The organism is Micromonospora sp. ALFpr18c (genome assembly GCF_008868155.1).
Taxonomy (GTDB): domain Bacteria; phylum Actinomycetota; class Actinomycetes; order Mycobacteriales; family Micromonosporaceae; genus Micromonospora.
Map to the genome: position 1 here is coordinate 14,484 of NZ_WBKR01000058.1, position 14,990 is coordinate 29,473.

Below are 14,990 nucleotides of genomic sequence, written 5' to 3' on the forward strand. Positions count from 1 at the left end.
TCGGCTGGCGGTGGCCCGGTTACGGCGGGAGGGCAGCGGGTAGTGATCAGACATGCGCGACAACGAGTACCCGACCCCCGTGTCCGACACCGAGGCCCAGGGTTTTCCCGACACCGCCGATGACGACTCGACCGCCAACGACGACGTCCTCACCGGGCGCGAGGCGGACGGCCCGGACCCGGCCCAGCTGCCGGGTGACCGGACGCCGATCGCGGTGGACCGCTTCGGGACCACCGCCGAGGAGCAGCTCGACGGCGAGTCGTTGGACTACAAGCTGGACCGGGAGGTCTACGAACGCCCGGCGGACGACCCGCTGGCCGGGACGATCGACCCGAAGATCGCCTTCGAGGCGGACAACCTGGAGGCCGCGGCGGAGGCCCAGCTGGACGCCGACGTGATGGACCCGGGGCCGACCTCGGACCCGAACTCGCCGGTGTCGCTGTACGACCACGGCCAGCTCGGCACGGTGGCCGACGCGACGGTCGGTCGGCTGGTCGAGCCGGACGAGGGGGCGCACACCGATCAGGAGACCGACTCGGTGGCGTACGACGCCGGTTCGGCCGGTGGCGGTGCGACCGCCGAGGAGCTGGCGATCCACGAGACGGAACCGCCGCGCTCGGTCTGAGCCGGGTCAGTCGTCCAGGCCGCGTTCGATGGCGTACCGGGTCAGCTCGACCCGGTTGTGCAGGTGCAGCTTGCCCAGCGTGTTCTGCACGTGGTTCTGCACGGTGCGGTGCGACAGCCCGAGCCGCTGGGCGATCTGCTTGTACGACATCCCCTTCGCCACCAGCCGCAGCACCTCGGTCTCCCGGTCGGTGAGCCGGGGCGTACCCGGCTCACCGCCGTCGCCCGGGTCGACCCCCGGCCCCGGTCCGGCGGCCAGCCGGCGGTATTCCCCGAGGACGAGCCCGGCGAGGCCGGGGGTGAAGACCGGGTCACCGGCCGCGGTACGACGGACCGCGTCGAGGAACTCGGCCGGCGCCGTCGACTTCACCAGGTAACCGGTGGCACCCGCCTTGACCGCGTCCAGCACGCTCTGCTGTTCGCCGCTGGCGCTGAGCATGAGCACCCGTACGTCGGGCAGCGCCGCGCGCAGCCCGAGGATCACCTCGACCCCGGAGATGTCCGGTAGTTGCAGGTCGAGGACGACCACGTCGGGTCGGGCGGCGGCGGCCACCCGGATCGCCTGCCGCCCCTCGCCGCTGGTCGCCACCACCAGGAAGCCGGCCTCGGTCAGGTCGCGGGCCACACCCTCGCGCCACATCGGATGGTCGTCGACCACCATGACGCGCACCGGGGTCACCGCTGCGTCCTCGGTACGGTCAGTTCGATCTCGGTGCCGGCCTCCGGCACCGACATGATCCGGACCGTCCCGCCCAGGTCGGTGACCCGGCCCCGGATCGACTGGGTCACGCCGAGCCGGCCCTGCGCGGCGGCCTCGGCCAGCCGGCCGTCCGGGATCCCCGGCCCCTCGTCACGGATCGACACGGTCACCGTCGTCCCCTCGTCCTCGATGAGCACCCAGGCCCGTCCACCGGCGTGCCGCCCCACGTTGTCCAGGGCCGCGCCGGTCGCGGCCGCCAACTCGCCGGCCACCTGTCGGGGCAGGGGCACCGGCGTGGCGGGGGCCGAGAGCGACACCGCCGACGACGCGTACCGGCCGAGCAGGCCCCGCAGGTCCACCGCGTCGCCGTCCGACCCGCCGGGAGCCGGGGCGTTGCCCGCGATCAGTGCCCGCAGGGCGGCCTCCTGTTCGCCGGCGAGCCGGGCCAGCTCGCCGGCCTCCCCGGGCAGGTCCGCGCCACGCCGCTGGACCAGCGCCAGCACCTGGAGCACCGAGTCGTGGATGTCCCGGGCCAGCCGCTCCCGCTCCCGGGTGGCCGACTCCAGCTCCACCGCGTGTTGCAGCCGCTCCTCGGCGGCCACCGCGAGTCGGGCCACGTGCCCGACCACCACACCGGCGAGCAGCATCAGGATCAGCCCGGTGAACGAGGACTGGCCGACCCGTTCGCGGGTCGCCAGGTCCGCGCCGGCGACCAGCAGCGCGGCCACCGTGCCTCGCCGCCGGCCGCCGGCGACGGCCCAGGCCAGCACCGGGCCAGCCATCCAGGCCACCCCCAGGGTGGGTACGCCGTGGGTGAGCGCCTCCCGTCCGACCACCCAGGGCGTGGACAGCACGATGGCCATCACCACCCCGAGGTCGGCCAGCAGCAGCGGCCAGCGCCGCCAGGCCGGACGGGCGTAGCCGACGGCGGTCGCCACGGTCCAGGCGATCATGACGAGGACCAGGGCGCCGGCGGCGTACGGGTGGGCGTACCGGTCGGCGTCGCGCACCGAGAGCGCGCAGACGTACGCGAGCGACGCGAACCGGAACACCGCGAGGGCACGCCAGAGTGGCACCTCGAAACCACCGGGCGGCGACGACATGGCGGTCAGGATGCCACAGCCGGGACGCGCGCGCGGTAGGCAACGAGTGCGCTTCGGGAAACCCTGACGTACGGTGGAAATGCCGCGAAATACTCCGAGATTCGCCGTCGGGACGGGGCCATGACGAATGCAGATCCGCACGCACCGCGTACGGTTGTGCCCATCGAACCATCCCTCCTGATCGCCGAGGCCTTCGACCAGGCCCAGGTGACCGAGATTCGACACTCGGTCACCTCCTGCGCGCACGCCTCCGGGCTGGCCGGCCAACGGTTGGACGACTTCGTGCTGGCCATCAACGAACTGATCACCAACGCGGTGCGGCACGGCGGAGGGCGGGGCTGGCTGCGGCTCTGGCAGGAGCCGGGGGCACTGGTCTGCGAGGTCGCCGACCACGGGCACGGGATCAGCCCGCAGCGGCTGGGCGACCGCAGCCGCCCGGCACCCGACACGGCCGGCGGCTGGGGCCTCTGGCTGGCCCGTGAGCTGACCGACGACATGGAGGTCGCCACCAGCGCCGCGGGCACGACCGTCCGCATCACCAGCGCCCTCACCAACCACACGTCCCGCTAACCCACGCCGGGCCGCCCCCACCCCGGCCCGCCACCCCTCCGATCTTGCACAAACTGTCCCGACGAATGACGCAAACCCGCCCATCACGGGGACAGAAACTGCAAGATCGCGGGACGGGACGGGACGGGGCGAGGTCGGGGCGGCGCGGGGTCAGGCGAAGAGGGCGGAGACGGACTCTCCGTTGTGGATCCGGCGCATCGCCTCGGCCAGGGCGGGAGCCACCGAGAGCACCTGGAGTTTCGGCACCCGCTTGGCGGCGGGGATGGGAACCGTGTTGGTGCAGACGATCTCCAGTACGCCGTCCTGATCGCTGAGCCGGTGCAGCGCGTCGCCGGAGAACAGGCCGTGCGTGCAGGCCAACCGGATCGAGCGGACCTTCAGGCCGCGCAGGTGCTCCATCAGCTCGACGACCGTGCTGCCCTTGGCGATCTCGTCGTCCAGCACGATGACGTCCCGGTCGGCGACCTCGCCGATCACCGCGCTGATCTTGACCAGGTCGTCGCTGAACCGTTGCTTCGCACCGGCCGCGACCGGCGTGCCGAGCAGCCGGGCGAAGGCGGCGGCCTCCTTGGCGTTGCCCAGGTCGGGCGAGACCACCACGGTGTCGCTGAGGTCGTAGCGCCGGAAGTGGTTAGCCAGCTCCCGCAGGGCGTGCAGGTGGTCCACGGGGACGCTGAAGAAGCCGTGCACCTGCGGCGAGTGCAGGGTCATCGCGAGCACCCGGTCCGCCCCGGCCGAGGTGAGCAGGTCGGCGACGAGCCGGGCGCCGATCGAGATCCGCGGCGCGTCCTTCTTGTCCGAGCGGGCGTACGCGTAGTGCGGCAGCACCACCGTGATCCGGCCGGCGGAGGCACCCCGCGCCGCGTCGATCATCAGTAGCAGCTCGACCAGGTTCTCCTGGACGGGCGGCACCAGCGGCTGGATCAGGAAGACGTCCCGCTCCCGGCAGTTGGCCTGCAGCTGCACTTCCAGACAGTCGTTGGCGAACCGGGAGACCCGCACCGGATGCAGCGGCACCCCCAGGTGGGCGCAGATCTCGGCGGCGAGGTCGGGATGGGCGGTTCCACTGAAAACGGCGATGTCGCGCACGTTCGCACATCGTAGGCGAAGCGGAGGCCCGCGTGACGTCGGTCGCTCCGCGCCGCCGGTTTGGGTACGGTGCTGCGGTGACCCCCCAGTACGTCGCCGCCATCGACCAGGGCACCACCTCGTCACGGTGCATCGTCTTCGACTCCGCCGGGGAGATCGTCGCCGTGGCCCAGCGCGAGCACCGGCAGATCTTCCCCAGACCCGGTTGGGTGGAGCACGACGCCGAGGAGATCTGGGACAACGTCCAGCAGGTGGTCTCCGAGGCGCTGCGGGCCGCCGGCACCGACACGGCCGGGCTGGCCGCCGTGGGTATCACCAACCAGCGGGAGACCACCGTCGTGTGGGACCGGGCCACCGGCCGCCCGGTGGCCAACGCCATCGTCTGGCAGGACACCCGCACCGGGCCGCTGCTGCGCGAGCTGGCTTCGGCGTACGGCGAGGAGCGGTTCCGGACCCGCACCGGCCTGCCGCTGGCCACCTACTTCGCCGGGCCGAAGCTGCGCTGGCTGCTCGACGAGGTCGACGGCCTGCGCGAGCGCGCCGAACGCGGCGAGGTGCTGTTCGGCACCATGGACAGCTGGCTGATCTGGAATCTGACCGGCGAGCACGTGACCGACGTGACCAACGCCAGCCGGACCATGCTGATGGACCTCACCACCCTGAACTGGGATCCGGATCTGCTGGACGCGATGGGCGTGCCGGCGGCGATGCTGCCGGAGATCCGCTGCTCCGCCGAGGTGTACGGCACGGGCACCGGCGTGCTCGCCGGGGTGCCGGTGGCCAGCGCCCTCGGCGACCAGCAGGCCGCTCTGTTCGGGCAGACCTGCTTCCAGCCGGGCGAGGCGAAGTGCACCTACGGCACCGGCAGTTTCCTGCTGCTCAACACCGGAGCCAGCCCGGTCCCGTCGACACACGGCCTGCTCACCACGGTCGCCTACCGGATCGAGGGCCAACCCCCGGCGTACGCCCTGGAGGGCGCCATCGCGGTCACCGGCTCGCTGGTGCAGTGGCTGCGGGACAACCTCGGGCTGATCTCGTCGGCCGCGGAGGTGGAGGATCTGGCAGGCACCGTGGACGACAACGGCGGCTGCTACGTCGTGCCGGCGTTCTCCGGGCTGTTCGCTCCACACTGGCGCAGCGACGCGCGCGGCGTGATCGCCGGCCTGACCGGCTACATCACCAAGGGGCACCTGGCGCGGGCGGTGCTGGAGGCGTCGGCGTGGCAGACCCGCGAGGTGGTCGACGCGATGAACGCCGACTCCGACGTGGCGCTGCGCCGACTCCGGGTGGACGGTGGGATGACCGCCAACGGGCTGCTCATGCAGTTCCTCGCCGACGTGCTCGACGTGCCGGTGGTCCGCTCCCGGATCACCGAGACCACCTGCCTCGGCGCGGCGTACGCGGCCGGTCTCGCGGTCGGCTTCTGGCCCGACCTGGCCACCCTGCGGGCGCAGTGGCGCTCCGACGCGCAGTGGGAGCCGGCCATGGCCCCGGAGCTGCGCGAGCAGGAGCTGCACCAGTGGCGCAAGGCCGTGCAGCGCACCCTCGACTGGGTGGAGTGAGCCGTGCCGGTGACCAACCCGTGGCTGGGCGGCCCCAGCCCCCGGGAACGCCTCGACCGTCCGAGGTTGCAGGAGCGGATCCTCAACCTGCTGTCCTCGCAGAACATGTGCGTACTGGCCACCACCGGCCCGGACGGCCCGTTGGCCACCCCCGTGCGGTATTTCCACCTCGACTTCGCGCTGCTGTTCACCGCGGCGGCGAACTCGCCGAAGATGCGCAACATCGCCGCCGACCCCCGGGTGTCGATCGGCGTCTTCGCCCCGCTGGTCGGCCAGGCCAGCAGCCGAGGCGCACAGCTCTTCGGCCGGGCCCGGGTCCTCGATTCACAGGATGAGGACTTCGCCCACTACTGGCCGGCGGTGCGCTGGCAGTCCGACCACGTCGAGCGGTCACGCAGTCTGGACGACCCGCCCGACGGGCCGCTCGTGGTGGTGGAGGCGGATCGGATCGTCTACACCGAGCACTGGCTACGCCGCGACGGCTACGCCCCGCGCCAGTTCTGGAAGCGTTAGCTCTCCTCGTCCGACTCGGCGTCCCGCGCCTGGTGCGGCCGGTGCTCAGAAATCCACGCCTCTACGTCCGTGACCAGCCACACCGCTCCCCCGGCCAGCCGATCGAACGGCTCCGGGAAGTCCGGTCGACTGGTGATCTGCACGACGCGAGCGCGGGACACCTGGAGACGTTCCTGTAGCTCGGCGCTGCCGTACAGCCTGCGGACCATGGATCGGACGCTATGCGCACCCGTCAGTGTCACATGTGGCAGCTGTCAGACTTGACACTGTCGGGTATGACAGGGAGGCTCTTCCCGGGGCCGGTGGCACCGCGCCAGCTCGGCCCTCGGGGAAGCGGTCCGGCTGCCTGACCAGGGGCCGGTGGCCGGACCTGCCCTTCTTGGAGGTGCGATGCTGGAGCGCGAGCTGCCCCGCAGCGAGTGGGTGCCGTTGTTGGCCAGGCGGATCATCACCCAGCATCACGTCGACGGCGGGTGTGGGCGCTGCCGATCCGACGGGTGCGACGCGCTGCGGTGGGCGCGGGACCGGGTGCGGGCCGCGCGTACGGGCAACAGTCGGCCGGACCGGTTCTGAGATCCGCGTGGTTCAGCTCCAGCGGTTGCCGGTGAGCTTCTCGTAGACCTCGACGTAGCGGGCGCGGGTCGCCTCGACGACTTCGGCGGGTACGTCCGGCGCCGGGGCCTGCTTGTCCCAGCCGGTGCCGGTGGCCCAGTCGCGCACGTACTGCTTGTCGTAGGAGAACTGCACCCGACCCGGCTGGTACGACTCGGCCGGCCAGAACCGCGACGAGTCGGAGGTGAGCAGCTCGTCGGCGAGGACCAGGGTGCCGTCCGGCGCCCAGCCCAGCTCGATCTTGGTGTCGGCGATCAGGATGCCCCGGTCGGCGGCCAGCTCCGCGCCGCGCCGGTAGATGTCGAGGGTGATCTGCCGAAGCCGCTCGGCGGTGGCCTCGCCGACCTTGGCCACCACGTCGTCGTACGTGATGGGTTCGTCGTGCTCCCCCATCGGCGCCTTGCTCGACGGTGTGAAGATCGGTTCGGGCAGGATCGACGCCTCGCCGAGCCCCCGGGGCAGCGACACACCGGAGACCGTGCCGGTGCGCTCGTACTCCCGCAGGCCGCCGCCGGTGAGGTAGCCGCGCGCGACGCACTCGACCGGGACCATGTCGAGCCGCTGGCAGCGGATCGCCCGCCCGGCGAACTCGGCGGGCACGTCGGTGGACGAGATGACGTGGTTCGGCACCAGGTCGGCGAGCTGCTCGAACCACCAGAGCGAGAGCGCGGTGAGCAGGCGACCCTTGTCCGGGATCGGCGTCGGCAGGGCCACGTCGTAGATCGAGATGCGATCCGAGGCGACCAGGATCAGGTCGTCGCCGTCGGCGTAGACGTCCCGGACCTTGCCCGAGTGCAGAAGTTCCACGCGCCCTAGTACACCACGCGGCACCGGAGAGGCTGATCCGACTACCCACGCCGAGGGGCGACGCGGGGTGACCGGACGGACGTTGACACCCTCCTGCGCCGCCTGCGTGAATGGTCCGACCGCTGCCCACGCAGGTGCCAGGAGACCCCCGTGCCCGTTGTTCGACCCCCGATCGACCGCCTCGGCGCCGACCCGGGCCGGCGCCGCCTGCTCACCGCGATGCTCGGCGCTCCCCTGCTGGCGTCCGGCGGGCTGGCCGGTTGCAGCGACGGCGCCACCACCTCCAGCCAGAGCGGGCCGGTCGAGCTGTCGGTCTTCTGGTGGGGCAGCGCGAAACGGGCGGAGCTCACCGAGAAGGCGCTCCGGCTCTACTCGGACCGCAACCCACAGGTCACCTTCCGGGTCACCTGGCAGGGCATCGACGGCTACTACGACCGGCTGGCCACCCAGGCGGCCGGTGGCAACGTGCCGGATCTGATCCAGCTCGACGACTCCATGCTGACCGAGTACACCCAGCGCCAGATCGTCCTCGATCTCACCGACCGGGTCACCGACCACCGGTTGGACCTGCGCGGCCTGCCGGAGGGCCTGATCCGCTACGGCACGGTGGACGGCCGGACGATGGCGGTCGCCAGCGGGCAGACCCTCGCCGGCGTGGTCTTCAACCGGGACCTGCTGCGGGAGTTGCGGGTGCCGGAGCCGCGCGGCGGGATGACCTGGGCGGAGTACATCTCCTGGGCGGAGCAGGTCACCGAGGCCAGCGACGGCCGGGTGGCCGGCACCATGGACGCGTCCGGCGACTACCGGGCGCTGTGGCTGTGGCTGCGCTCGCAGGGCGGCGAGTTCTACCGGGGGCGGCAGCTGGGCTTCGGCGCGGACGAGCTGATCAGCTGGTTCGAGCTGTGGCAGCGGGCCCGCGCCGAGCGGGCGACGCCGGGCGCGGCGCTTGTCGAGCAGGCCGACAGCGGCGAGCCGGCCCGGCAACCGGTGGTGACCGGGCTGACCGCCACGTCGTTCGCCTGGTCGCATCAGCTACCGGAGCTGCAACGCCTCACCAAATCCGAGTTGGGTGTGGTCGGCTTCCCCGGCCCGCCGGGAGCCCAGTGGGCGCGGGCGTCGATGTACTGGGCGGCGTTCCGGGGCACCCGGCACCCGGACACGGTCACCGACGTGATCAACTTTCTGACCACGAACGGCGAGGCCGGCACCGTCCTCGGCCACGAGCGGGGGCTGAACGCCAGCCTCCTCGTCCGCCGCTACGCCGAGGGCAGCATCACCGACCCGGCCCAGCGGCGCGCCGCCGCGTTCGGCGCCAGCATCGCCGACCTGCTCGGTCCGGCACCGGCGCCACCGCCCAAGGGGCACGCCAAGGTTCGTACCCTGCTGGTCACCGCCGCCGAGCGCATCCGCGTCAAGCGCGACGGCACCCGCGAGGCCACCGCGCGCTTCCTGTCGCAGGCCATCGCGGCCCTCGCGGTGTGAGCACCGGCGGCCGGCCCAGGGCCGGCCGCTGGTGACCTCCCGTCGCCCCCGGTCAGCGCTGCGGGCCGCGACGATTGCGCACCAGTCGCAGTACCAGGAAGACGATCACCGCCACCACCACCAGGCAGCAGAGCAGCCCGAGGAATCCGAACCCGCCGCCGCGGGACCGCCGTCGGGCCGCCTCCACCACCAGCTCGCCGGTGCCCGTGGACGCCCAGGCCGCGACGGGCACGAACACCGCCAGCACGACCGTACCGAGGACCGCGCTGAGCCGGCCCCACCACCTACCGAATGAAGACATGCGCCCATCCTCGCCGAAGGGCGCAACCTCGGCACGTGGGTCCGCGCCGAATTCACGGGACCGGGGCCCCAGGTGAGCCCACCGGTACGCAACGATCCCGCAACCTCCCGGCAAAGTTGATGATCTTTACATGAATCCCCCGAGGTGATCGGATCCCTCCAGGTTCAACTCTGGAGGCACTGTGCGGCTCTCTCTCACCCGAAGATCTGCGGCAGCAGCGGTCGGCGTCACCCTCGTCACCGCTCTGGTCACCCCCACGACGGCCCACGGCGCCCCCGCGTCCCCACCGCCGCCGGCGCCACCGGCCACGACCGGCACCGCCGACCGCGCACCGGTCACGGTCACGCTGATCACCGGCGACACGGTGACGGTGACGCCGGGACGCGACGGGACGCCGCCCGGCGTGGACGTGGAGCGCGCGCCGGGCGCCACCGGCGCCGTCCGCGTCGCCACCGAGGGTGGGGACACCTATGTGTACCCGGACGAGGCGATGCCGTACCTCGCGACCGGTCGACTCGACAAGCAGCTCTTCGACGTCACCCAACTCGTCGCCCAGGGCTTCGACGACGCGCGGACCAGCGCACTCCCCCTGATCGTCACCCGTACGACGGGTGCGGCGGCCCTCCGGGCCAGCGCCGCGCTGCCCGGCGCGCAGACCACTCTGGACCTGCCCTCGATCGGCGGCCAGGCGATCCGTACGCGTCGGGCGCAGGCCGCCGACTTCTGGTCGGCCCTCACCGGCGGTGCGGCGCAGGCGGCTCCGCCGTCGAGCGGCCGGAGCGCCGGCACGGCCACGCCCTCCTTTACCGCCGGCGTCGACACGGTGTGGCTCGACGGCCGGGCGAAGGCCGCCCTCGCCGACACCACGGCGCAGGTCGGTGCCCCCGCCGCCTGGGCCGCCGGGGGCACCGGCAGCGGCGTCCGCGTCGCCGTGCTGGACACCGGAGTGGACACGACCCACCCGGACCTCGCGAACCGGGTGGTGGCGTCGCGCAGCTTCATCCCCGGCGAGGACATCATCGACCGCAACGGACACGGCACCCACACCGCCTCCACCGTCGCCGGCACCGGCGCCGCCTCCGGCGGCAAGGAACGAGGGGTCGCCCCCGACGCCAGCCTGGTGATCGGCAAGGTCCTCGACAGCAACGGAAGCGGGTCGATCTCGGGGATCATCGCCGGCATGGAGTGGGCGGCGCGGACCGAACACGCCAAGGTGATCAACATGAGCCTGGGGGTCAACGCCTGGCACACCCAGGACGATCCGCTGAGCCAGTCCCTGAACCAGTTGACCGCCGAGACGGGCGCGCTCTTCGTCGTCTCCGCCGGCAACAGCGGACCCGACCCGTACACCCTCGGAGCGCCGGGAACCGCGGACGCCGCGCTCACCATCGGCGCGGTCGACGGCTCCGACCACCTGGCCGACTTCTCCAGCGCCGGCCCGCGGATGGCCGACGACGCCCTGAAGCCCGACATGACCGCACCCGGCGTGGACGTGCTCGCGGCCCGCTCGCAGCACCTCACCTGGGGTGAGGGCTTCTACCAGCTGGACAGCGGCACCTCCATGGCGGCGCCGCACGTCACCGGGGCCGCCGCCCTGCTGGCCCAGAAGCACCCGCAGTGGAGCGCGCAGCAGATCAAGGACGCCCTGATGGGCACCAGCGTGCGCACGCCCGACTACAACGCCTACCGGGCCGGCAGCGGTCGGCTGAACGTGGCCGCCGCCTACCACCAGGACCAGATCATCGCGACCGGGTCGGTGGACGCCGGCCTCGTCGGCTGGTCGCCCGGCATCCAGCCGCAGCGGATCACCCGGAAGATCAGCTACACCAACACCACGGGCAGCCCCCTCACGCTCGATCTCTCCGTCGATCGCGGCGACTCCCCCGCCACGACGTTCACGGCGAGCGCCGCCCAGGTCACGGTGCCGGCGCACGGCACGTCGACGGTCGACGTGGTGGTGGACCCGGAAGGGCTCGCCGCCGGCCGCTACTCCGCCCAGGTCACCGCCCGCCACCCGGCCGGTGAGGTGCACACGGCCGTCGGGGTCGCCGTGGAATCCAAGAAGTACGACCTGACCATCAACCTCAAGGACCGCGCCGGACAGCCCGCGAGCGGCGAGGTGGAGATCGTCAGCGCCGACGGGATCTCCACCTTCATGTGGGTACGGGACGGGAAGCTCACCAGCCGCTGGGACCCCGGCTCCTACACGGTCGTCGCCGCCACCGACGTAAAGGGTCTGCACGGCGCCCACTCCCTCGGGCTCGCGATGCTGACCGCCCCCGAGGTGGACCTGACGAGCAACCGGGTCGTCGACCTCGACGCCTCGAAGGCCCGCCAGGTCACAGTCGCGACCACCCAGCCGACCGCCGTCACCAACAGCCGCATCGACGTCTACCGCTCGTTCACGTCCCGCGAGCCGACGCCCAGCGACGGAAGCGCCCTGCGCGAGACGTTCTGGCCGGGCACCACCTACGACAGCCTGTGGGCACTGCCCACCAGGGACAAGGTGACGAAGGGCAGCTTCGTCTTCACCACCCGGATCCGCGCCGCACAGACGCCGCTGGAGATCATCCACAACGGCCACCGAGTCGGCGACCCCCTCGTGCAACCCGGCTCCCGACCGCTGCCCGACGGCACCTCGCGCCTGGACGCCGTCTTCGCCGGCACCGGCTCGAAGGCCGACTACACCGGCGTGTCCGCCCGCGGCAGGGCCGTGGTCGTACGCGACAGCGACGCCGTGACCCCCGCGGACCAGGTGGCGGCGGCGCAGGCCGCCGGCGCGGCGATGCTCCTCGTGGTCAACGACGGCGAAGGCCGCACCAGCGGCTGGTACGGAAACGCCGACGGCACGACCGCCGGGCCGGTCCCGGTCGCCTCGCTGGTCAAGGGCGAGGGCGAAACCCTGATCACGACGATCACCGCCGCCGGCCGGAAGGGGGTACGACTCACCGTCACCGCCCACCCCTCGCCGAAATACCTGTACGACCTGGTCGACTACCACCGTGGCGGGGTGCCCAGTGACCCGTCGGCCAGGACCGACCCCCGCAGCCTCGCCCGGATCGACCTCCAGTTCACCCCGCCGCCGGGCAAGCGGTCCGCCGAGACGCGGGTGGACTTCCCGCCGTACGAGTGGTCCGCCGCCCGCTCGTTCCCGTTCGATCCGGTCACCCCGGGGCCGCGTACCGACTGGGTCTCCGCCGGTGACGGCATCAGGTGGAAGCAGGACGCCTACGTCGACGGCTGGACGCGATCGCACACGGACGAGATCGCCTACCGGCCGGGCAGCGTCCAGAAGGACCGCTGGTTCGGGCCCATCACCCGGCCACGTCTGCTCACCAACGAGATCCCATTCCGCAGCGAGGGCTACCTGAGCGCCTACATCCAGGGATTCGGTGATGCGGGCGCCGCGCACAGCGGCGGCAGCGGCATGCTCCAGCGGATCACGTTGTACCAGGGCGACAAGCAGCTGGTTCAGTTGGAGGGGTGGCCGAAGTTCAACGCCAGCGAGTTGTCACCGCAGAAGCTGCCGTACCGGCTGGTCGTCGAGACGGAGACCAACCCGGACTACAGCCCGTACTCCAGCAGCGGGCGCACCGAGTGGAACTTCCTCTCCGGTGCGGCCGAGGACGTGCAGGCCATCCCACTGGTCCAGTTGGACTACGGGACAGATCTGGACCTGGCAGGCCGCGCTACGCGCCGGACCGACCTCGCCATCACGCCGGTGGTGGTGGGCAGCACCGCCGCCCGGGACGGGGTCTCCGCACTCGGCCTCGAGGTCTCCTACGACGACGGGCGCACCTGGCAGCGGCAGGACCTGAAGGAACGCAAGGGCACCTGGACGGCGTCCCTGAACGCGCCGCACCGCGCCGACTACGTGTCCATCCGCGTCACCGCCAAGCAGCGCAACGGCGGCGGTGTCACGCAGACCGTCATGCGGGCCTTCGGCCTCAGGTGACATCCGCGGGGGGCCGGTGCCCGGTCGGCACCGGCCCCCGCGGTGTGACATGGCAACGAGTAAGCACAGGGAACCCGGAGTGGGCGTGTGTTGATATCGCCCATGATCTAGTCATGGTGTCTCGCTCATGGTGCGACCATGTTCAAGCCCACGAAGACGCCGGTGTCGCCGCCGCTATCGAGGAAGCTGTCGTAGACCTTGAGCGCCTGGCCTACGAGCACAGCCCCTACATGGAACCTGTCTATCGTTCGTAGCTGTTCGACGCCGGTATTTCATCCCTTGAGAAGCACTCACGCGAACTTGGGCGTAGCTCCTGTCTCACGCCCGCCGCCGTCGATTCACTGACCCCTGACAGGGAGACAGGGCCCACGTCGCCCTGAAGCTGATCTCTCGGCGTAACGCCGACGAGATCCAGCGGGTGCCCTTCCGGCGCGAGGTCGAGGCGCTTCACCGAGTGGACCATCCGAACATCGTCTCATTGCTGGCCTTCGGCGGGGACTGTCTCGCCAACGGCTCTGACTCACTTGCGGGTGGTGACTGGGAGTAGTGGCCTATCTTCGTGTGCGTACAGCTGCCCAAATTGGTGCAGTCAGGGCAAGCGGTGTAGCGGATTGTGGTTGTGGCAGCCAGGCGGGGACCGATCAGCACCTAAGCGCGAGCACCGGAGGCTTGGGCGGACGCTGGCGATGCCGTCACGAAATGTCACCACCGAATGTGAGCCAGAGCCGAATGCGAGACAGAGCCCTTAAATCCACAAACCCTCTCGAACGCATCAACCTGGGTAGTGCCAAAAGGGTGGCTCTGAGTTACCCCCACTTTGATGGAGCGGTGGTCACCTGCTGCCGGTTGGTGCAGGGGTGGCGATGGGTGACTCGGCTGGGTTCCACCGGCGCCCCAACCGCTCGACCCAACATCCACCTCAGGTAACCCCACAGAGCAGAGAAAGATGACGAACGCGACAAACCACCGCCAGGATGAACCTCTGGTTCAGGATGTGCGTTGAACATACAGGCCATCCCGGAAGTAACACCTTGTTCCCGAAAGGGAGTTAAGAACAAATGGACGATCATTTTCGACCCGATAGCATCGGCGTTTGGGACGCATCAGATGCTCCCCCCAAGGGTGCCATATTCACCGATAGTGCCATCATTCTCGCCGACATCCTTGAGGCCGAGACTCTCCGTGCCGCATCCGCATTTCCTAAAGACGCCGGGACGTTGCGGGTTTTCGCACATGCCATGCTAGTTCAGCGCAATGGACGTGCACAGCACATGCCGGTGGTCGAGGGTGGTGTCGTGCCGGCAAAGACACTTGCTGCATGGATAGCTCGATATGGGTCGAAGGCGAAATCGATCGAGCTGATCGTTTGTCACGCGGGATCCGGCGGCAAGGATTCTTACGCGGTTTCTTTAGCCCGAATGATTCGGGGTCGCACTGTACACTATGCGGATGGGGCCGTGACGACGACTCGTTCCGGCCGAGTTTTCATCGGTGAAGGCGCTACTGCGTGGCGCTCTTCGAACGTCACGGCCGTTTCATGATCACGATGTGAGGCCGAGGATGGTGAATGGCCTGGTCATGTTGCGGGCTGCCCAGCGGGTGGCTTCGGTGATGTCGGGTCGGCCGGCCAGGCGTAGGGCGTTGATGGCGAGGTTGCGTAGCGAGGCCAGGA

The 14,990-nt window shown here is 70.9% G+C and carries 14 protein-coding genes; 8 read left to right on the forward strand and 6 right to left on the reverse strand.

The window, feature by feature from the left end:
• The first annotated feature begins 52 nt into the window (after positions 1-52).
• Positions 53-625 (forward strand): DUF5709 domain-containing protein, encoded by a 573-nt coding sequence (locus F8271_RS13280; RefSeq protein ID WP_151489997.1) that lies wholly within the window; start codon positions 53-55, stop codon positions 623-625.
• Between the two features lie 6 nt (positions 626-631).
• Here F8271_RS13280 and F8271_RS13285 read toward each other — a convergent pair whose 3' ends face one another.
• Both F8271_RS13285 and macS read right to left on the reverse strand, forming a co-directional pair.
• Complete coding sequence (locus tag F8271_RS13285) at positions 632-1,285, reverse strand: response regulator transcription factor (RefSeq protein ID WP_151490008.1); 654 nt, start codon at positions 1,283-1,285, stop codon at positions 632-634.
• 14 nt (positions 1,286-1,299) lie between these two features.
• On the reverse strand, positions 1,300-2,427 hold the full coding sequence (gene macS, locus F8271_RS13290; protein WP_151489998.1) for a MacS family sensor histidine kinase: 1,128 nt from the start codon (positions 2,425-2,427) through the stop codon (positions 1,300-1,302).
• Between the two features lie 120 nt (positions 2,428-2,547).
• Here macS and F8271_RS13295 point away from each other — a divergent pair, with 120 nt between their 5' ends.
• A complete protein-coding gene (locus F8271_RS13295; protein WP_151489999.1) occupies positions 2,548-2,997 on the forward strand; it encodes an ATP-binding protein in 450 nt (149 codons plus the stop codon).
• Positions 2,998-3,147: 150 nt separating this feature from the next.
• Here F8271_RS13295 and F8271_RS13300 read toward each other — a convergent pair whose 3' ends face one another.
• Complete coding sequence (locus tag F8271_RS13300; protein ID WP_151490000.1) at positions 3,148-4,086, reverse strand: ribose-phosphate pyrophosphokinase; 939 nt, start codon at positions 4,084-4,086, stop codon at positions 3,148-3,150.
• Positions 4,087-4,163: 77 nt separating this feature from the next.
• Between F8271_RS13300 and glpK the strand changes: the two genes are divergently transcribed.
• Together glpK and F8271_RS13310 are read left to right on the forward strand one after the other, a co-directional pair.
• Positions 4,164-5,648, forward strand: a complete 1,485-nt coding sequence (glpK, locus tag F8271_RS13305) for a glycerol kinase GlpK (RefSeq protein WP_151490001.1) — start codon at positions 4,164-4,166, stop codon at positions 5,646-5,648.
• Between the two features lie 3 nt (positions 5,649-5,651).
• Entirely contained in the window at positions 5,652-6,161 is a 510-nt protein-coding gene (locus tag F8271_RS13310) for a pyridoxamine 5'-phosphate oxidase family protein (RefSeq protein ID WP_151490002.1), read from the forward strand.
• Here F8271_RS13310 and F8271_RS13315 read toward each other — a convergent pair.
• Positions 6,158-6,370, reverse strand: a complete 213-nt coding sequence (locus F8271_RS13315) for an AlpA family transcriptional regulator (protein ID WP_151490003.1) — start codon at positions 6,368-6,370, stop codon at positions 6,158-6,160. The two genes, F8271_RS13310 and F8271_RS13315, sit on opposite strands and share 4 nt — an antisense overlap.
• A gap of 181 nt (positions 6,371-6,551) precedes the next feature.
• Here F8271_RS13315 and F8271_RS13320 point away from each other — a divergent pair, with 181 nt between their 5' ends.
• Positions 6,552-6,734, forward strand: a complete 183-nt coding sequence (locus tag F8271_RS13320) for a hypothetical protein (protein ID WP_151490004.1) — start codon at positions 6,552-6,554, stop codon at positions 6,732-6,734.
• Between the two features lie 12 nt (positions 6,735-6,746).
• Here F8271_RS13320 and F8271_RS13325 read toward each other — a convergent pair whose 3' ends face one another.
• A complete protein-coding gene (locus F8271_RS13325; RefSeq protein ID WP_151490005.1) occupies positions 6,747-7,580 on the reverse strand; it encodes a phosphoribosylaminoimidazolesuccinocarboxamide synthase in 834 nt (277 codons plus the stop codon).
• Positions 7,581-7,730: 150 nt separating this feature from the next.
• Here F8271_RS13325 and F8271_RS13330 point away from each other — a divergent pair, with 150 nt between their 5' ends.
• A complete protein-coding gene (locus F8271_RS13330; RefSeq protein ID WP_192580270.1) occupies positions 7,731-9,062 on the forward strand; it encodes an ABC transporter substrate-binding protein in 1,332 nt (443 codons plus the stop codon).
• Between the two features lie 52 nt (positions 9,063-9,114).
• On the opposite strand, the gene F8271_RS13335 is transcribed toward F8271_RS13330, so the two are convergent.
• Positions 9,115-9,363, reverse strand: a complete 249-nt coding sequence (locus F8271_RS13335; RefSeq protein ID WP_151490006.1) for a hypothetical protein — start codon at positions 9,361-9,363, stop codon at positions 9,115-9,117.
• A gap of 181 nt (positions 9,364-9,544) precedes the next feature.
• Between F8271_RS13335 and F8271_RS13340 the strand changes: the two genes are divergently transcribed.
• Together F8271_RS13340 and F8271_RS13345 are read left to right on the forward strand one after the other, a co-directional pair.
• Complete coding sequence (locus F8271_RS13340) at positions 9,545-13,318, forward strand: S8 family serine peptidase (RefSeq protein ID WP_225854501.1); 3,774 nt, start codon at positions 9,545-9,547, stop codon at positions 13,316-13,318.
• A 1,058-nt stretch (positions 13,319-14,376) separates the two neighbouring features.
• Positions 14,377-14,859 carry a hypothetical protein gene (locus F8271_RS13345; RefSeq protein ID WP_151490007.1) on the forward strand — a complete coding sequence of 161 codons (483 nt, stop codon included), beginning with the start codon at positions 14,377-14,379 and terminating at the stop codon, positions 14,857-14,859.
• Positions 14,860-14,990 lie beyond the last annotated feature (131 nt).